The organism is Geotalea uraniireducens Rf4 (assembly GCF_000016745.1).
Classification (GTDB): Bacteria; Desulfobacterota; Desulfuromonadia; order Geobacterales; family Geobacteraceae; genus Geotalea; species Geotalea uraniireducens.
The window spans coordinates 1,158,088-1,177,318 of record NC_009483.1 but is presented as its reverse complement, the minus strand read 5'-3'; the positions used below and the strand labels follow the sequence as shown (position 1 = coordinate 1,177,318).

Here is a 19,231-nt window from a genome sequence, read left to right as displayed (position 1 = left end):
GAATTGATTAGAAACTATCGTGGCATCTGATGCAGCTTCTGCCATTACTCTTGTCCTTAAGATTCCCCTTGATCGAACCCCAGTTACGCGGATGGGGGTTTACCCGCAATCCCGAATTCTGTCGGGCGCTGTGGCACTTCAGGCAGACGTCGCCGTCACCGTGGCAGGTCTGGCATGACTGCAGGTTGCGCCGCGCCTCGGTGGCATGGTCACCCGCCCACTTGTGGCTGGGGAGGATGCCACCGGGATGGCAGGTCTGACATTGCGTAGGGTTGAAAATTTCGTGTTTGGGACCAACGCTGGAGAGTGAAATATCCCGAAACTGGCGCCGATGGGAGAGGAACTGCAGATCCGTGCCCCGGAACTGGGAATGGCACTGGGTGCAGTATTTCTGATCATGGCAACGGGTGCAGGTCTGTGGGTTGTCCAATGCCTTGATGGGATGAATCTCCAGGAAGTCGCTGCGATGGCTCTTGGGGATGTAATCCCTCCGGTAGTTCTGAGTTTGCAGGTCCGCATTGATGCCGCCGCCGGAATGGCAGTCGAGGCAATAGGCCTGGTCATGGCACTGATTGCAATTTGCGCCGCCTCTGCTCGCCAGGACCCGATGGCCCCTGACCCAGTCGACGTCATGATTGAGGGCGATCCCCTCCGACTTGTGACAACTGTTGCATTCGGGAATTTTCATGGCAGCGTAATCCTTGTGGGATTCCTTCTGGGCGACAGCCAGCTGCACATATACGGCTGAGAAGGAGAAAATCATAAAAACAATCAGCAATCTTTTCACAACTGCACCCCCTTTCTAAAAACTGTAGTCAAAAACAAAGCGTCCCTGAACGTTGCTGTTGTAAGTAACGTTCACGTCGTCTTCTATCCGCAGGGAAGCCGCCATGTTCCTCCCCATTCTGTATTTGGCGCCCAGCCAGTATTTCTGGGCAATCTCGTCGCCGGACACGGTCGGGAAGAAATCCCTGTTGTAAGCGTCAACGGTAAGCCCCCCTGCGAGCATCAGTTCCTTCGTGGCGTCCCAGGTCACATCAAAGGTCCCGCCGTCCAGGTGGCCGCCATACCCCTCGTGACGGTCGTAGGCAAGCCCGATCGTCAAGGTGTTGATCGGCCGCAGAGTGCAGCCCGCTTCATAAACATCTGCGGTCCCGTCCTCTCCGTAGTCCTGCCGGCTGTATCCGGCATTGACTGCTATGTTTTCATTGATCGTATAGTCGGCCCGGACCACACCTTCCTGGTAGCGGTTGACCGCAAAGACCGAATAAATGCTGGTTGTATCGAAGGTGGGGTAACTCTGGAACCATTCACCGGTCAGGACGAGGTTGGCCGTGGGAAAGTACTTGATTCCCGCAAGCACTTCGTTAAAAACCTCGCTTGTCAGGTCGTAGCGGGCATTGCTGTAAAGTTTGACGCTGTCCAAAAGGTATTGCTTGAATGAGCCCCCGACGATGTCGCGGGAGACATCCCCCTCGTCCCACTTGCGGAACCAGCTGACGTCCAGGTCGGTTTTCCTGAAGCCGGTCAGATAGGCCGCCATCCCCAAGGCATAATTTCCGTCGCGGCTTAGTTCGCCATCGATCCCGAAAACCACGTCACGGCCACCCAAGACGGTAAATGCCACAGGACCGATGTTTTTCAGGTCCGCCTGGCCGCCGTCGATGATGGTGGTTCCTGCGGACAGATTGACGAACTGACGGCCCAGCTTGACATCGAGCTTGTCAAAAAGATCGCGGTAATCGCCATAGAGGTAGTAAAGACGTCCGTTCAGACCTTCACCGTTGGTCAGGTCCTGGGTGCCCCTGCCGTAACCGTAGATGTTAAATTTGCCGTCCTTGTCAAGCTTGGTCACAGAAAATTGCAGGTACTCACCCAATTCGATCTGGCGACCATTGTAAAAATCGTTGAACCAGAGCAACTGAGTTGAACTTTTGCCATGGATATCTGCCGCCCACCCGCTTGTAGCGGACAGCAGAAATACAAACAAAAGCAAGCGTAATACCCCTTTGATTCCCATTCAATGGACCTCCTTTCTTGATTTTATTGCAACTGAACTACGTGACTTTCGGCATCATGCCTCTACCTCCTCAACAAGAAAACTTTCTGAGCCGACACCGCCTCTACCAGTTATTCCGGCAACATCTTCAGCACATTATTGATCGCGTTTAATTACAAATATAGAATGTACCACCCTTTGTTCAAATATCCACTCAATCAGCATTTTTTTTCGCCCGGCAGGCACAGAACGGCTTGACCGTTACCGTCGCCAGATAATTCCAATTTCAAATCAAGGATGAAATCAAGGCGGCGAGGAGTGAGGCGACGAAGGCGTACAGATAGTACGTTGAGGAGCCGAAGACGAGCCAACGAAGATAGCGCCTTGATTTGGAATTGGAATAAAAAAGCCCCGGGGTGCTCCCCGAGGCTTTTACTCGCACAATAGAATTGTCGTTATATTTATTTGGTTTATCGATGAAGCGCTGCCACCTGCGCACCACAAGAAAGGCTCCAGGGCTTCCGCCAAATCAGCGCTGGGTCTCCGCCGACAGCAGTTCCGCCGTCACCTTGCCGAGGGGTACCTGTGTCTCCACCTTCACCGGCGCCCTGAAGTCGTCATCGGTCAGCCAGATCGTCACATCGCCGGTCCTCTTGAATATGCCGTCGGTCTTCAGGAGCGGCTTGATCACTATGGTGTCGGCTTTCCTGAATCCCGGAAGCCGCACCTGTTCCCGCCGCAGGACCTCGACAGGTAATGGGGTATAGGTATCGCTGTCGAAAACCTGGAGCAGCTCGGTCTTGCCGACCTGCAACGGCCGGTTTCTCAAATAATAAAGCCCGGAAATGATGTCCAGCACCTCGCCGTTCGGAATCGGTTCCGTAGTGCTGCGGTTCTTGAGGCGGTCGATCCAGAACACTTTCTTTTCCCGCAGCATGATGGTGAACCCCCTGTCGCTCCTGAAAGATCCTTCCTGCTGCCTGATCCTGGTGAGGATGAAATTGCCGCCGATATGCCGCGTCTCGACGAGATCGTCCACGGGGTAAAGGCTGGAGAGGACGGAGTTTGACTTGACCTTCAGCGTGATTCTCACCTCCCCGCGCTCGTTTTTCGCCTCCAGTTCGGCAATCCCTACCGGGAGACCGAACATGCTTATCTGGTAGGTAAGCTTTTCCCGTTCCGTTGCCAGGAACTCGCTCGCGGTTCTCAACGGTGGCTGAATCACATATACAGGCGAATTTTTCCGTGATGCCGCGGGTGTCGTCTCACTATTCGACACATTGTTCTGCAGAGAGTCGGCCTTGTCCGTGCCCGGTACATTTTCGTCCGCCGCCGTTACAGGCACAGCCCAACGCCCTTCTTGCAGCGGCGCATCAAATGACTCTCCACCCATTGGGACATGGCTTGACTCATCTTCCGCATCTCCTGCCGCACTGGCGGTGTCACTGGTGTGGCCAGATTCCTTGTCAGCCACGACATCATCGCCAGTTCGCGCCAAGTCCACCATGACAGCCTGGAGCGGGTTGACCGGCCTGGCGAAATTGTAGCTGCCGAGTTTCCCCAACGGAAAGAGCAGCAGGAGGTGCGCCAGGACGGACAAGCCGACGCAGATCGTCAGCATGCGAATTTTGTCGAAACGCAGTTTCATAGGCTTAGGATTCCGGCTACAAATCAACTTAATGGTCCCCATGTAATTTGATTCTAGCAGACACAAGCTATCGCACCACAAAAAAGCCCCGCCTCTTGCGAGACGGGGCTTAATGTCAGAACAATTCGAAAACTAACGCCTGTAGTATTTTCCACCCGAGCTTCTCAGCAACCATCCCTTAAGACCTGTAATGCTGATCGTACCGGTAGGTTGTGCCGTAGAATAAGCCGTGAAGGAAACCTGGTTGTTGGGATCTGTTACGCCACCTATGCTTCCAGTGGAAGTTGAGTAGGTAACTGCCCCTTTCTGCTGGTACTGTATGGAGTCGAAAATCAACCGACGGGCATAAGAACGGTTATGGACGTGGGCGCCTTTTTCTTTCAAAAGGAGATTATAGTTGAAGGCAGCGCCCATGTTGTTCGCACCGTTTCCTGTTGCCGGACCGACAGGCACAGTTGCAGCATATGTCCAGTTTTTGATTGCCGTAGTACCGCCCGCCGATGTCATGAAGTACGGGTAGCTAGTGGTGTAGAAAATATTATTCTGGGCGAGTGTGAAGTTGAAGAAATCCATCCCGCGATCAAATAGAGCTTTTTCTTCCTCGACCAAGGTTGAGATATCTTCACTGGAATGACATCCGTAGCAGCCGGTTGCGCCCGTGCTGTGAGCGACATTGACAGCTGATAGAGTATGGGATGAATAATTGGCATATATCCCTCCGTTACCGAAGTGACAGCCAACACACTGGCCGGAAGAGCCGCTGTTGTTGAAATTATTCACACCAATTTTGCCATGGTTCCAGGTTGCAGCAAATGTCGTGGCAGTATCCTTCTTGCCGGTATTATATCCCGTATCATACTTCACATTAGAAGTGTAATACTGGAAGCCGGCCTGACCGTAAAATACCCCAGAAGCAGCCAGGTAATGGGAATTCTTGAAGCTCGTGTTGGTAAAGGAGGTCAAGCCTTTAACCGTATCGCCGCTTTCACGCCCGGCATGACAAGCGTTGCACAGGTTGGAGGCGCCAACATTGGGAAAAGCCTTCGGGTTCTTGCCGCTGTTGTACGGAGCTGTATAGGCGCCTGCGTTTCGGACTCTGTTCTTAAAGTTGTAGTCGGTGTGGCAAGCCTTGCAGGTAATGACTTCGCGGGTTGTATCGCCGGCTTTTGCCCAAGTAGTGGTCGGGAGCGTATATCCCGAGCTTACATAGTCAATGTAGCCTGTCGCAGTGTGGCAGCGGATACAGGAGGCGTTCTCTTTGAAATCCTCGTCAGCCCAGGCAGGGCTGTCCACTTTGCCGTGGCCCGATTCTGCCCAATCCTTGTGCTCCTGGCCGACGCCGTTGTTGCCCTTATGGGGGTCGTGACAACTGGTGCAGGACTTCTGGTAATTGGCGCTAACATACATGGCCGGGGCAAAATTGTCCGGATCGAGCTGCGAGGCGGTCATGTTGTAAAAGTGGGCTTTCTCAACGGCAGTTGCCACTTTGGTAGCCTCGTAGTTGCCGAGGAAAGCAGGTTTGTGGCAGTCGAAACATTTACCCGCTGCGGAGGGATCGGGATAGGGAAGAGGACCGACCCCGTTGTGCTGTGAGCCGCCACCATGGCAGTCTTGGCATCCCACGAGGCGGAAGTTATTGGTAAAATGCGAAGAGGCAATGTAATCTTTGTAAATATTGTCGCCTGTCACATGATCGACGGAAGCCCCATGGCACTGGGCACAGGCGGACTCGGAGACCTTGGGCACATCAGCCACTGCTGATGGGTCGCTCCCCTCCTTGTTGCTGGTGCCGCAGCCGGCGAAGACTGCCGTTAACAGAAGCGAAGCAATCACTGCTGAATACTTGAATACTTTTCTACTCATGCTGAATCCTCCTTCGTTGGTAGTTGACTCAATTAAATAGTTCCGGGCAGGTGGCATTTAAGACAAATCCTGGTACCCGCCTTATCCTTGTAATTGCCGCTGATGTCTTTCCAGTTGCGCGGATGCGGATTGGCGCCGCTTGTCTTTGCGCTATGGCACTGGATGCAGACATCCCCGTCCGGATGGCAGGTCTGGCAGGATTGCAGGTTCCTCCGCGCCTCGGTTGCATGCTCGTTTACGGCAAACCTGTATACCTGGTGATCAGGACCGCTCATCAGGTGCGACTTGATCCGCAGCTTTCCTTTCGGGAAACGGTCATGGCACGCGGTGCAGTATTTCTGGTCATGGCAACGGTAACAGGTCTGCGGATTGTCCAGGGCCTTGATCGGATGGATGGTGACAAAATCGCTCCGGTGGCTTTTGGGAATATAGTCCCGCCCGAAGGTGGCCGTGGAAAGATCGGCATTTATTCCGCCCCCCTTGTGACAATCGAGACAGAAGGACTGATTATGGCACTCGGCGCAGTTGTTACCCGCCTTGCTTGCCAAGGAACGGTGGCTGCGAACCCAGTCACTGTCATGGTTGGGCGCTATACCTTCAGCCTTGTGGCAGCTGTTGCACTCGGAAAGCTTCGATTCGGCGTATTCCTTGTGTGGCTGTTTCTGAGCCGTAGCCTGCGTGACATACAAGGCAGACATCAACAGAAGCATACAAACAAACAACAATTTCTTCACAGTAGCACCCCCTTTCTAGAAATCGTAATCGAACGTCACGCGCCCGGAGACGTTACGGCTGAAACGCGCATTGACGTCGTCCTGGATGCGGCCGGACACTGCCATATTGCTGGCCAGCTTGTATTTGCCGCCCAACCAGTATCTGCGAGCAATCTCGTCGCCGGTGAGCGCGTCACGCTGGTAAACGTCATAGGTGATGCCGCCTGCGACCTGGGATGCCTTGTTGATGTCGTAGGCCACGTCAGCCAATACGCCGCTTGTGCTGCCGTAGTAGCCGGTTCGGTTGTCGTATTCCACATTCAGCTTGATGGGCTCGATGGGACGAACACCGATTCCTGCGTGATAAACGTTTGCAGCTGCACCTTCTCCGTAACCCTGCCGATTGTAGCCGGCATTGACCGACACCATGTCGTTGAAGATGTAATCGGCCCGGAACACCCCTTCACTATACTTGTTGACGGCAAAAACAGAGTATATGGACGTGGTGTCGAAGGTTGCGTAGCTCTGGTAGTACTCTCCGGTAAAGATCAGGTTCGATGTCGGATAGTATTTCAACCCGCCCTGAACCTCGTTGAATGTTTCCGCGGTAATGTCATACCTGGCATTGCCGTAGACCTTGACGTTGTTCAACAGGTACTGCTTGGCCGCAAGCCCGATGATGTCACGTGCCACATCGCCTCCGTCCCATTTGCGGAACCAGCTCACTTCTGCATCGGTCTTCGAGAAGCCGGTCAGATAGGCGCCAAGGCCGAGAATCGTGTTGGTGGCGTCGCCGATCTCGCCGTTCAGCCCGAAAACGACATCCCGGCCGCCCAATACGGTGAATGCTACCGGGCCGATATTTTTCAGGTCAACCTGGGCGCCGTCGATAATGGCGCTTCCTGCTGCGAGGTTGACAAACTGGCGACCTATTTTCAGGTCGACCTTGTCGAACAGATCGCGATAGTCGCCATAAAGGTAATAGAGGCGACCATTCAGCCCTTCACCGTTGGTGAAGTCCTGCGCCCCCCTGCCATAACCGTAGATGGAGAATTTCCCGGCCTTATCGATGTTAGTGACGGAGAAGCGCAGATATTCGGCTAATTCTATCTGTCGCTTGTCATCCAGCAACTCATTGCTGAATGAGAGAAACTGGGTGGAACTTCTGCCATGTATCTCTGCCGCCCAGCTAGTTGTAGCGGTCAGCATGGAGATGAACAGAAGCAATCGTAATAACCCTTTGATCCCCATTAAATGAACCTCCTTTCCAAACATTAAATGCAACCACAATCAAAATTCAACAGTCGTTCGTAATCAGGATTTCACCTCCTCCAACACAATTTTGCCCGTTTCAGGACTGCATTTTTCTCCTTTCCCAGGATTTGCAAAGATTAACATCGTCACCTTTCTGTTCCCTTAACGAAAATGGTCACAAACTCACTGATCGCCTTGTTCCGGTCTGCAATTCTGTACCGATCGCGTCTCAGCACATCTTCCATATTGAAATAGCAGAAAAATATACCGTGGAATGCCCGTGCTCCGTAGGTGGGGTCAAAATCCGTCAACACGCCTTTTTCCTGCATCGTCCTGAAGTAAACAGCCAGCGTATTGAAAAACTCTTCCATGAGTCCATGGAAAATACCGTGCAATTTGCTTTCAGGTGACCTTTGCACCTCCGCATGCATGATGCGTATCCAGTCTTTTCGCATGACGAGGAAGTCAAGCAACCGCTGAGCAATGAGGGTCAATGCGTCCCTGTATGACAGATCGTGAATTTCAGACAGGAGGTCCTTCAATGCAGGCAGGAACGAATATTTGCCGATAACCTCTTCCAACAGTTTTTCTTTTGCCGGGAAATGCCGAAACAGTGTCACTTCGGAAACACCTGCTTCCCTTGAAATTTCTCTTGTTGTTGCTCCGAGATAACCCTTTTCGGAAAAGAGCTTCAAGGCAGCTTTAATAATATTGTCGTTCGTGGAAGAGACTTTATCCATGTTGATCCAAAACTCCGCATATATGTGCCAAATGTGTCGTCTGCTGTATTTATGGTAAGCGCTTACTTACTGAAGAATGACAAAAAAAATTAATTCGTTATTACTTAAGCACAATCCCTGCCAATCGAAAACATGTATTATTGTGTGAATATTTACTTATTAAATATGTTTATTTTTATTATTCATCTATATAAACAACGGATTACGCAATGTTTAATTTATTTAATGCACTATAAGAATAAACGGAGCTTACTCAAAATTGTCACAGAGTCAATTAGGTGACGTCAGCTTATTGACTCCTGCAATATATCTGCTGCCACAATGATTACTGACAAAGTGAACACTCAAACTGTTCACTTTTATACTTTTTCGACATAACAAAATAAAACTTGAACGAATATTTCGAGAAGACCACATTACTGCCACAAAAGTTTAAATTTTTAACAACGATTAAGGAAAAGTTATAGTTTTGCGGAAGGATAATGGTGGAAAACCAGGCGGGGAGAATCGGATCGGAACTACTCAACATCGCTACACGCAGCCTGCAATTCAGCCTTCAACGCTTTGCACACCTGGATGAATTCCGCTTCTATGGCCGACACGAGTTCGCAGGAATTTACATCGGAATGATTGTGGCCAACCTCCTCAAGCTCCGTGAGAAGGTTCGCCAGTTTCATTGCGCCGAGCATTGCGCTGCTTGATTTCAAACTATGCGCTGCTTGTTCGATGACCGGCGCATCGCATTTTGCTACAGCTTCACTGAGACTACGCAGGAGTTGTGGTGAATTGCGCAGATAAATGCACACGACCTTGCCCAATACATCGGGCTCTGCGTCGTTGTTCAACGAACGAATGTTGTCCAGCGCTGCCTGGTCAAGGATGGTTGATGGGCAACAGTCCGTCATGATCTTCTCTTCTGCTTTTTCTGTTAATCGATCTGTCAAGTTTTCCCTCCGGCGGCCTGAATGTTTTATTTATCGGCGTTTGCCAGGGTTTTCTTTAGTATTTATCAGGAACGCCAATAAAATTGCGGCCAATATAGCAAGGAAAGCGCCAAAGGCAAAGGCTGCCTGCGATCCGGCTTTTTGCCAGATAATGCCGAAGATCAGACTGGCGGGAAGTGCGCCGGCCCCGATGGCAAAATTGTACCAGCCGAACGCTCCGCCCCGCTCGCCGGGATCTGCGATATCGACCAGCAAGGCTTTTTCCACCCCTTCGGTCAACCCGTAAAACAGCCCGTAGAAAGCGAAGAGAAGCCAGACATGCAGCTCGGTCGCAGCCAGGGAAAAACCGGCGTACGCCAGCGCATAGACGCACCAGCCGCTGACAATGATACTGCGCCTGCCGATCCTGTCTGAAAGTGCGCCGAAAGGCATTGAGGAAAACATTTTGACCAGATGAAAGAACATCCAGAGAAGCGGGATCCGGGCCGGAGTAACGCCGAGTTGCCCCGCTTTGAGCAGAAGGAACGCATCCGATGAATTGCCGAGGGTGAAGAGAAAGAGAATAATGAGATAGGCTCTCAGTTTTCCACGGGGAACCATGCGCATGAAAGCGCCGTTTTCTCCTCTTTTCCGCGAAACATCCCTAACCCGTAGAATTATCAGCAACACGGCCAGCAAGCCGGGAATTGCGGCAAGCCAGAAAATGGTCCGGATGTCCTTGATGAAAAAAGTGAGGAGGAGCGTGGCAATCAGCGGACCGACAATGGCCCCCGCATGGTCCATGGAGCGGTGAAAACCAAATGCCTTGCCCCGCAGGGAACTGTCGACCGAATCGGCAATCAGGGCATCGCGCGGCGAGGTCCGTATCCCCTTCCCCACCCGGTCGAAGAAACGGACGAACAGCACGAAAGCAGGTGTCGCGGCCAGGGCTATGAGCGGCCGGGCACATGCGGAAACGGTATAACCGAAAAGCACCAGCTTCTGGCGGTCACTTACCCTGTCGGAGGCTATCCCGGAAAAAAGTTTCAACAGCGAAGCGGTCGATTCGGCCACCCCCTCGATCACGCCGAGAAAGGCGGGGCCGGCGCCGAGGACCGTGGTCAGGAAGAGCGGCAGGAGCGGGTAGATCATTTCGCTGGAAACATCGGTAAGAAAGCTTACCATCCCCAGTATCAACACATTGCCTGTAATACCGCTGAACAATAGCTTCTCCGTTTCAACCCGTGATTCCGCAAGTTTACCCATAAAAAAAGCGCGGGCAATGAATGTCCGCGCTTTTTTTATGTTCGATGTTCGATGTTCGATGTTCGACGTTCTATGTTCTACGTGGTTTTCAACGTCGAACCTCGAACCTCGAACGTTGAACAGTCTTTTCACTCTCCCAGATAGGTGTACCCCAATAGCGTTCTGTCCAAAAGCTCCAGGAAATGGCTGCTCTCTTCGATGGAGATCTTGCGTAGCGCCACATCCTTTTCCAGGTTGTCGCGGACCCGCTTCAGAATCTCCGGCCCCTTGTACTGGACGTATTTCAGGCTTTCCCAGGTGGCGTCGCCGTTGATGACCGTATCGATTATGTAGCCGGTCTTCTTGTTGAAGGTGATGTGCACGGCGTTGGTGTCTCCGAACAGGTTGTGCATGTCACCGAGTATCTCCTGGTAAGCGCCGATCAGGAAGAAACCGATGTAGTAAGCCTCGTCTTTGCGGATCTTGTGCAGCGGGAGGAATTTGGTCCTGCCGTTTTCCCCCACGAAACTGGTGATCTCTCCGTCGGAATCGCAGGTGATGTCGGCGATGGAGGCGATCACGTCCGGCTTCTGGTTCAGGCGCTGGATCGGGACGATGGGGAAGAGCTGGTCAATGGCCCAGGAGTCGGGAACCGACTGGAACAGCGAAAAGTTGGCAAAGTAGGTCTGCCGCAACGAGAGTTGAAAGTTCTGCAACTCTTCGGGAATCGGCTTGATCTTCTCCACGATGCTGTTGATCTTGCGAATGATCTTCCCGTAGAGCCATTCGGCCATGGCCCGGTCGTTCAGCGTCAGATAGCCCAGGTTGAAGAGGCTGACCGCTTCTTGAATCAGCTGGAGGGTGTCGTGATAGTCCTCCCGCAGCGAATAGCGGTCGATGCTTTTGTAGATGTCCTCCAACTTCTTGACGGTGGGGGCCAGTTTTTCCGCCTCGTTCAGGGTCGCCTCGAAATCGGGCATGATGTTCTGTGTGTTGGTGTTGAGCACGTTGGTCACCAGCACCGAGTAGTGGGCGACCGTGGCCCGCCCCGATTCGGAGATGATGTTGGGGCACTCCACCCCGGCGTCTTCACAGATGTTCTTGATCTGATAGATGACGTCGTTGGCGTATTCTTCGATGGAATAGTTGACGCTGGAGAAATTGCTGGATTTGGAGCCGTCGTAATCGACCCCCAGGCCGCCGCCGATATCCAGATATTCGATGCCGACCCCCAGTTTCCTCATCTCGGCGTAGATCCGGGCCCCTTCGATAAGGGCGGTCTTGATCTTGTCGATTTTCGTGATCTGGCTGCCGATATGAAAATGGAGTAGCTTCACGCATTTGATGAGATCGTGCTTTTCCAGCATCTCGATGGCGGCGATGATTTCCGACATCCGCAGGCCGAACTTGGCGTCTTCGCCACCGGAAGTGGCCCATTTCCCGATCCCCTTGGAAGAGAGCTTCACCCGGATCCCCAGTTTCGGCTGAACACCCGTCTTCTTGACCAGTTCGATGATCTTTTCCAGCTCGAACAGCTTCTCGACGACAAGGGTTATGTCGTAGCCGATCTTGGTGGCGGAAAGGACCATCTCGATGTATTCGGTATCCTTGTAGCCGTTACAGATGATGGGGAGGTTGTTCCCGGTTGCGAAGGAAATCCCGGCCACCAGTTCCGGCTTGGAACCGACCTCCAGGCCGATGTTGTAGCGCTTGCCGAAGTTGGCGATCGCCTCCACCACCTGCCGTTGCTGGTTCACCTTGATGGGGTAGAACGTCTGGTATTTGGCAGGGTAATTGTTCTCCTGGATGGCATTCTTGAAAACGCGATTGATGGAGGCGATCCGCCCCTGCAGAACGTCCATGAAGCGGAGGAGAATGGGGGGCTTGATCTTCCGCTTGATCAGATCGTCAACCAGAGCCCGAAGGTCGATGGAGTGCTTCGAATTGGACGAAGGGTGGACGCAAACGTTCCCTTTTTTGTTGATAGAAAAAAGATCGGCGCCCCAGTTGTTGAGGTTGTAAATCTTTGCGGAGTCGTTGATTGACCAGCGTTCCATTAATAACCACCTTTACAAATGCGAATCCCCCCTTTAACAAAGGGGGGTAAGGGGGGATTTCAACTTCGGCAAATCCCCCTCGATCCCCCTTTCCCAAAGGGGGAAGAAAAATCTATGACAAACGGTTCCTGAAATCCTCGTAGGTAAAACTTCGGACAATTCGCAGCTCCCCCGTTTGCGGTTCGAAGGTGCAGATGTGGGGGTGATGGATGCCGTTGAAGGTCGTGGTCTTGACCATGGTGTAGTGTGCCATGTCGAGAAAGGCCAGCCGGTCACCGGCCTTCAGCGGCGCCTCGAAAGACCAGTCGCCGATGACGTCCCCCGCCAGGCACGAAGGGCCGCCGAGGCGGTAGGTGCAGGCCTTCTCGCCGGCAGCGAAACCGCCCTCGATTTCCGGCCGATATGGCATCTCCAGTATGTCGGGCATGTGGCAGGTGGCCGAGACATCCAGAATGGCGATCTCCATCTCGTTGTGCACTACGTCAAGGACCTCGGCGACGAGAATGCCGGTGCCGATGGCGATGGCCTCACCCGGCTCCAGATACACCTCGATGTCATACTTCTCGCGGAAATAGCGCACCAGATCCACGAGGGCGTCGATGTCGTAACCTTCGCGGGTGATGTGATGCCCGCCCCCCAAGTTCAGCCACCGCATGCCGTGGAGGAATTCACCGAATTTCTCTTCGAAGACACGGGCCGTCCGCTCCAGTGGTTCGAAGAGCTGCTCGCAGAGGGTGTGGAAGTGAAGCCCGTCGACTCCGCTCAGGGAACGGCCTTCGAATTCGGCGCGGCGGATGCCGAGGCGCGATTTCGGCGCGCAGGGGTCGTAGATGGCGGTGTGCCCTTCCGCATGCTCCGGGTTGACCCTTAAGCCCACCGACACCCGCCCATGCTCTTTTTCCCAGAGCGGACGGAAGCGTTCCAATTGGGCGAAGGAGTTGAAGACGAGATGGTTCGAGGTTTCGAGGAGATCAACCACGTCGCTCTCCTTGAAGGCGGCGGAAAAGCTGTGCACCTCGCGGCCGAACTCCTCCCGGCCGAGGCGTGCCTCCCATGGGCTGCTGGCGCAGACCCCTTGCAGGGTCTCCCTGATGATGGGGAAAACGCTCCACATGGAGAACGCCTTGAGGGCAAGCAGGATCTTGGCGCCGCTCCGCTTTTGGACTTCGTCCAGGATGGCGAGATTGTGGCGGAGGCGTCCCAGGTCCACCACGTAGGCAGGGGATGGGGCGAGCTCAAGGATTTTGTCGATATCGATTCCGGTCAATTTTCAACCTTCTGTAGGGGCGGGGTACCCCCGCCCGACATGATCAATGATTAACAGGCATGGGGCGGGGAAACCCCGCCCCTACATTTTCGTTACAGTTCCGGCCACTCGCCCCCGTCGACGACAACCGTCGGCAGCCCCATGGGGCCGAGCGTTTCCAGGAACAGCTCCGGATCGAACTGCTCCATATTCCAGACACCCGGTTTGTGCCATTTACCGGTGAGCATCATGATCGCCCCAACCACAGCCGGCACGCCGGTGGTGTAGCTGATGGCCTGGGACTTGACTTCCCGGTAGCACGCCTCGTGGTCGCAGATGTTGTAGATGTAGACCTGCTTGCGCTTCCCGTCCTTGATGCCGCGTGCGATGACACCGATGCAGGTCTTCCCCTTGGTGAGCGGCCCCAGGGAGCCGGGATCGGGGAGCAGGGCTTTCAGGAACTGGATCGGCACGATTTTCTGACCGTTGAACTCCACCTCGTCGATGCGGGTCATACCCACGTTCTGCAGCACCTCCAGGTGCTTCAGGTAGTTGTCGGAGAAGGTCATCCAGAACTGGGCCTTCTTGATGGTCGGTATGTGCTTGACCAGCGACTCCATCTCTTCGTGGTAGAGACGGTAGATGTTCATCGGGCCGATCCCCTCGGGGAAATCGAAGACATGCTTGGTGGAGAGCGGTGGCGACTCAACGAACTGGCCGTTTTCCCAGTGGCGGCAGGTTGCGGTGACCTCGCGAATGTTGATCTCCGGATTGAAATTGGTGGCAAAAGGCTGGCCGTGGCTGCCGGCGTTGGCATCGATGATGTCGATCTCCTGCACCTCGTCCAGGTATTTTTTCGCAGCCAGGGCCGTATAGACGTTTGTCACCCCCGGATCGAAACCGCTTCCCAGAAGCGCCATGAGCCCCTTTTCGCGAAACCGGTCCTGGTACGCCCATTGCCAGCTGTACTCGAATTTTGCAGTGTCGAGCGGCTCGTAGTTGGCTGTGTCCAGGTAATCGACCCCCGTTGCCAGACAGGCATCCATAATGGTCAGGTCTTGATACGGGAGGGCAACGTTGATAACAAGCTTTGGCTGCTCCTTCCTGATGAGCTCCGCCAGCTCGGGCACATTGTCGGCATTGACCTGGGCGGTCTTCACGGGAAAGTCGATCTGGGCCGCTATGGCCTTGCATTTCGACTCCGTACGGGAAGCCAGGGTGATACCGGTGATTACGTCTTTCGCCTGGGCGCACTTGTGCGTGACGACCCCGCCGACTCCACCTGCTCCGATTATCAATACTTTGCTCATATATATGCCTCCTTCTTGTGCGTTCAGCGTTCAGCGTACTTTTGTTCCGCGCAGCGGAACCATCATTGCGCAGCACGCTGAACGCAGCACGCAGCACGATCAATAATAAAACGTGGGTGGCGTCACCACCCATAAAATCTTCGCCGGGGTCTTGCCGGCGTTCTTCACCGTGTGCCGCTTGTCGGAGGTAAAATAGAAGCACTCGTCCTTCTTGACGGTGTAAAGCTTGTCGTCCAGCTTCAACTGTACCTTGCCGAGAAGCACGTAACCGAACTCCTCCCCCTCGTGAAAAGGCTGCTCATCCATCTCCTCGCCGGGGTCGAGGGTGACGAGAACCGGGTCCATTTCCCGATTCTGGGCACCGGGCACCAGCAGTTCGACCTTGATCTTGTCGTCGTCGTCAGTGGCCTGAACCCGTGCATCCTTGCCGAAAACGATATCCTCGTCGGTAACTTCGCTGAAGAACTCCTGCATGCTGACGCCGAAGACATCGATGATGTCCTTCAGCGTTGCAATAGAAGGCGAGGTAGCATCATTTTCCAGCTGGGAAATGTAACCCTTGGTAAGGTCAGCGCGGCTGGCCAACTCTTCCTGGGTCAGGGAGTTGATCATTCTGAGCCGCTTTAACCTCTCGCCAATCTTCAAGCAAACCTCCCAAGTTTAGTAATCGTAAACATTTTGTATTATGAAAAGTTTACCTACAGTAAACTTTCTGTCTAATAACAAGTTTAGCGATTCTAAACATTCTGTCTAACGCCAAGTTTAGCATTTGTAAACTTTATGTTTAACTTCGACTCGCAGGCAGTGGTTTATAATATATATAAATTAGCATGTCAAACCTTTTTTTGTCATCAAAAATATTTTTTATAAACAACCGAAACCGCATCGCAGCAGAAACATTAAAATGCTGATTTTTCGCAAATATGCGCATTCCGTTTTTACATTTTTCAACAGAAAATAAGCACCGGCAGGGAATAAAAAACGGTGGGGAATCTTGCCTTAATCCAAATTTATTGACTTTTGAACACGGATTTATTACCTATCAAATGGCGTTACAACCCAAGAACAGAGGAAAAAGGAGAATACTCCATGCTGAAGGACAAGAAAATCGGTTTCATTGGCGGAGGTAACATGGCAGAGGCCCTTATCAAGGGGCTCCTGGCAGGAGGCATGCCGGCAAAGGAACTTGCGGTGGCTGAGCCGGCAGCAGGGCGTCGGGAATTTCTCCGGGAGCGCTACGGCGTTAATGTCTCCAATGACAACAATGCCGTTGCAGCCGACTGTGACGTGATAATACTCTCCGTCAAGCCGCAGGTCTGCAGCGAGGTACTGGACGGCATAAAGGGCTCAATCAGTCCCGACAAGCCCATCATATCCATCCTGGCCGGTATAACTACAACCGCCATCGAGGCCATGTTGTCGGGGACACCGCGGATTGTGCGGGTCATGCCCAATACACCGGCACTGGTGATGGAAGGCGCCTCCGCCATCAGCAAAGGCGCCCACGCCACCGGCGACGACATCTCCCTTACCCGCCATATCTTCGAACTGGTGGGCAAGGCCTGGGTAGTGGAAGAAAAGTTGCTGGATGCGGTCACCGGCCTTTCAGGCAGCGGCCCGGCCTACGTCCTCACCTTTATCGAGGCGCTCTCCGATGCCGGGGTCAAAAACGGCCTTTCCCGCGACATCGCCACCGGCCTTGCCGCGCAAACGGTATTCGGCACAGCCAGGCTCCTGCTCGAAACCCGTGAACACCCCGCCGTGCTCCGCGACAAGGTGACTTCCCCCGGAGGCACAACCATTGCCGGCATGCACGCCCTGGAAAAGGACGGGTTCCGCAGCGCCGTCATCAACGGCGTGGATGCCGCGACCGCTCGTTCCATGGAACTCGGCAAGAAATGATAACGCATGGATAATGTCAGGACCTTGAAACGAAAGAAGGCGGGGATGCACATCCCCGCCTTCTTTCGTTGTATCGCCAGAACCTTCGCCGTCAGGAGCCTGTCGGACTTAGGGATTGATGAACTCCCGCTCAACCGACTGAAAAGCCCGCTTCACCCGCGTCACCAGGGTGACCTCTTTGACCGGCTTGGTGATGAAATCGAAAAACCCCTTCTCGAATGCCCGTGACTCTTCCTCAGCCGATGAATCGCCCGTCAGGAGTATGATCGGGATATGCCTCGTTTCCGGCAATCCGCGCAAAGCGTCAAACAGGCCGTAGCCGCCCAGCTTCGGCATCTCCTTGTCGGTGATGATGACGTGTGGGGATTCAGCGATCGCCGACTTGTAGGCATCCATCCCGTCCAGTGCCAGGATAACCCGGTATCCCTCTTTGCTCAGGACGTTGCTGAGCATTGTGTAGACGAGCTTGTTGTCCTCCGCCACCAGTACCGATTTCTCCTGGGAAGCGGACAAGTCCCGCCCCAGATAATGCCTGGCAATGGCGGCGAAAATATCCCTCCGCGTGGCGATAAATGGGACGAGTGTCAGGTCGTTGTTGGCGGCAATGTTGGAAACGATCTTCGTTTCAGTAGGATCCGCCATTGCCACAGCCAGCTTATTGTTTTCAATTTTCAGCGGGAAGAGGAGGTGCTGCATCGCCACATCTTCCGGGATCAGCTTGAACAGTTCCGGCGGAAACGCATAACGGGCAAAGTTGCTGACCACCCGGTGACCGTATTGCACGGCCAGGGCCGACGCTAGTTCCTCACCGGTTACCATCTCGATCTCCTCGAGCACCATGCCGACCTTTTTATTCTGACGTTTCGACCGGGCCAGCGCCCTTTCCAGGGTTTTCTCCGTAATCAGGCCGCTTGCCACAAAGATTTCACCCAGCCTCTTCCGATTTTTCATCGATGCTCCAGTACAGTTATCAAGCATAGGGAGATCAAATGCATTTACTCTAAGCCCTGCATAATCCAGGCCAAATCAGCTCTCCACCGCCGTCGCCAAATATTTGAAAACCAACGACATGCCGACACGAGGCAATCAGCGGTCCTTCCGACCCCGTTGCATTGATTCAAACAACTCTATCTGCTCGGCCAAGGAAAGCTTTTGCCTGCCGCACTCCTCCTGCCCGAGGCACATGCGGCAACGATCATCGGAGCACCACTGACAGAAGGTGCAATCCGGGCAGGGATGTTTTTTGGGGTTTTTATCTTCAGACTGCATAAGATTCCAGGAAAGAGGAACGAGGTTAGAGGTTAGAGGTTAGAGGTTAGAGGTTAGAGGTTAGAGGTTAGAGGTTAGAGGTTAGAGGTTTGAGGTTCGAGGAGAACCTGTTCGGCCTCGTTCCTCACTCCTCGTTCCTAGAACCTCGCTCCTCTTTCCTCGCATCAATAGGCGATATTCCGCTTGGGCGCAGTTCCCGCCAGGATCTGGGCGAACGCCTTACCCTGGTCGGCATTTATGAGCAGATAACGGGGGAGTTTCATGACCGAATCAGTAGCACCGGCATGGTGGCGCTCTATGGTGAAGGTGACCTTGTATCCCGCTTCGGCCGCCTTTTTCAGCAGATAATCGTCATAGATGCCGAACGGCCAGGCGAGCATGTCCACCGATATTCCCAGCTCCTTTTCCAGCTTTGCCTTGGATTTCCGCAGCTGCACGTCCACCGACTTCTCGAACTCGGCCGGTTTCATTTTCTTTTTGTCCCGCTTGAAATTCGGGTGCCAGTAGGTGTGGGACTGGACTTCGAACAGCCCGGTTTTCTTCAATGCGCGGAGCTGGTCCCAGGTCATGGCGTATTTGGCGTTGGATATGGCCGATGGGTAGACGAAGACCGTCACCGGCACGTTATACTTCTTTGCCAGCGGCAGCATGTCGCTGTAAACGGTCTTATGGGCGTCATCCTCGACGATGACCACTGATTTCGGCGCAGGCGCCGGCCCCTTCTTCTGGTAGTAATCAACCAATTGGCGCAGGGGGATGACTTTGTAGCCGTTATCCCGGAGATATTTGAGGTGGGACTCGAACACCGACGTGGTAATGGTCATGCCATCGGCCACGGTAGGACCGAAGCGGTGATAGAGGAGAATGGGGACGTTCACAGCCTGGCTTAAGACCGGCGTATTCTTCTTTAGCTCGGGTTGTGCGGCATTGGCGGAAACGGCGCAGACAAGGGAAAACAGCAGGGTGAAAAGGAGCAGACGGGACTTCATGAATACAATAACCTCCGGAAATAGTTTTAGCTGGAGGGTATTTTATAGCAAAAAACTCCCTGCGGGAAACAAA

At 53.5% G+C, this 19,231-nt stretch carries 16 protein-coding genes; 1 reads left to right on the top strand and 15 read right to left on the bottom strand.

Annotation, left to right across the window (positions count from 1 at the left end; genetic code table 11):
• Positions 1 to 7: 7 nt before the first annotated feature.
• The 13 genes from GURA_RS05020 to GURA_RS04960 form a co-directional block, all read right to left on the bottom strand.
• A complete protein-coding gene (locus GURA_RS05020) occupies positions 8 to 787 on the bottom strand; it encodes a cytochrome c (protein ID WP_011937922.1) in 780 nt (259 codons plus the stop codon).
• A 15-nt stretch (positions 788 to 802) separates the two neighbouring features.
• Positions 803 to 2,020: a hypothetical protein gene (locus tag GURA_RS05015; protein ID WP_011937921.1), complete on the bottom strand. Its 1,218-nt coding sequence runs from the start codon at positions 2,018 to 2,020 to the stop codon at positions 803 to 805.
• Between the two features lie 508 nt (positions 2,021 to 2,528).
• A complete protein-coding gene (locus GURA_RS05010) occupies positions 2,529 to 3,647 on the bottom strand; it encodes a DUF3108 domain-containing protein (RefSeq protein WP_049818882.1) in 1,119 nt (372 codons plus the stop codon).
• A gap of 132 nt (positions 3,648 to 3,779) precedes the next feature.
• Positions 3,780 to 5,510, bottom strand: a complete 1,731-nt coding sequence (locus GURA_RS05005) for a hypothetical protein (protein WP_157046126.1) — start codon at positions 5,508 to 5,510, stop codon at positions 3,780 to 3,782.
• 32 nt (positions 5,511 to 5,542) lie between these two features.
• Positions 5,543 to 6,244 (bottom strand): hypothetical protein, encoded by a 702-nt coding sequence (locus GURA_RS05000; RefSeq protein WP_011937918.1) that lies wholly within the window; start codon positions 6,242 to 6,244, stop codon positions 5,543 to 5,545.
• Between the two features lie 15 nt (positions 6,245 to 6,259).
• Positions 6,260 to 7,474, bottom strand: a complete 1,215-nt coding sequence (locus tag GURA_RS04995; RefSeq protein ID WP_011937917.1) for a hypothetical protein — start codon at positions 7,472 to 7,474, stop codon at positions 6,260 to 6,262.
• Between the two features lie 149 nt (positions 7,475 to 7,623).
• Entirely contained in the window at positions 7,624 to 8,217 is a 594-nt protein-coding gene (locus GURA_RS04990; RefSeq protein WP_011937916.1) for a TetR/AcrR family transcriptional regulator, read from the bottom strand.
• A gap of 518 nt (positions 8,218 to 8,735) precedes the next feature.
• On the bottom strand, positions 8,736 to 9,161 hold the full coding sequence (locus GURA_RS04985) for an Hpt domain-containing protein (RefSeq protein ID WP_041245277.1): 426 nt from the start codon (positions 9,159 to 9,161) through the stop codon (positions 8,736 to 8,738).
• Positions 9,162 to 9,191: 30 nt separating this feature from the next.
• Positions 9,192 to 10,364 (bottom strand): MFS transporter, encoded by a 1,173-nt coding sequence (locus tag GURA_RS04980; RefSeq protein ID WP_041245276.1) that lies wholly within the window; start codon positions 10,362 to 10,364, stop codon positions 9,192 to 9,194.
• A 170-nt stretch (positions 10,365 to 10,534) separates the two neighbouring features.
• Positions 10,535 to 12,442: an arginine decarboxylase gene (gene speA, locus GURA_RS04975; RefSeq protein WP_011937913.1), complete on the bottom strand. Its 1,908-nt coding sequence runs from the start codon at positions 12,440 to 12,442 to the stop codon at positions 10,535 to 10,537.
• A 112-nt stretch (positions 12,443 to 12,554) separates the two neighbouring features.
• Positions 12,555 to 13,709: a carboxynorspermidine decarboxylase gene (gene nspC, locus GURA_RS04970; RefSeq protein WP_011937912.1), complete on the bottom strand. Its 1,155-nt coding sequence runs from the start codon at positions 13,707 to 13,709 to the stop codon at positions 12,555 to 12,557.
• A gap of 92 nt (positions 13,710 to 13,801) precedes the next feature.
• On the bottom strand, positions 13,802 to 14,998 hold the full coding sequence (locus tag GURA_RS04965; protein ID WP_011937911.1) for a saccharopine dehydrogenase family protein: 1,197 nt from the start codon (positions 14,996 to 14,998) through the stop codon (positions 13,802 to 13,804).
• 99 nt (positions 14,999 to 15,097) lie between these two features.
• Positions 15,098 to 15,643: a helix-turn-helix domain-containing protein gene (locus GURA_RS04960; RefSeq protein ID WP_011937910.1), complete on the bottom strand. Its 546-nt coding sequence runs from the start codon at positions 15,641 to 15,643 to the stop codon at positions 15,098 to 15,100.
• 444 nt (positions 15,644 to 16,087) lie between these two features.
• Here GURA_RS04960 and proC point away from each other — a divergent pair, with 444 nt between their 5' ends.
• Entirely contained in the window at positions 16,088 to 16,900 is an 813-nt protein-coding gene (proC, locus tag GURA_RS04955) for a pyrroline-5-carboxylate reductase (protein WP_011937909.1), read from the top strand.
• 108 nt (positions 16,901 to 17,008) lie between these two features.
• On the opposite strand, the gene GURA_RS04950 is transcribed toward proC, so the two are convergent.
• Both GURA_RS04950 and GURA_RS04945 read right to left on the bottom strand, forming a co-directional pair.
• The gene (locus tag GURA_RS04950) at positions 17,009 to 17,851 is read right to left on the bottom strand and encodes a response regulator (protein ID WP_011937908.1); all 843 of its coding nucleotides are present in this window, start codon (positions 17,849 to 17,851) and stop codon (positions 17,009 to 17,011) included.
• 482 nt (positions 17,852 to 18,333) lie between these two features.
• Entirely contained in the window at positions 18,334 to 19,158 is an 825-nt protein-coding gene (locus GURA_RS04945) for a polysaccharide deacetylase family protein (protein ID WP_011937906.1), read from the bottom strand.
• Between the last annotated feature and the right edge of the window lie 73 nt (positions 19,159 to 19,231).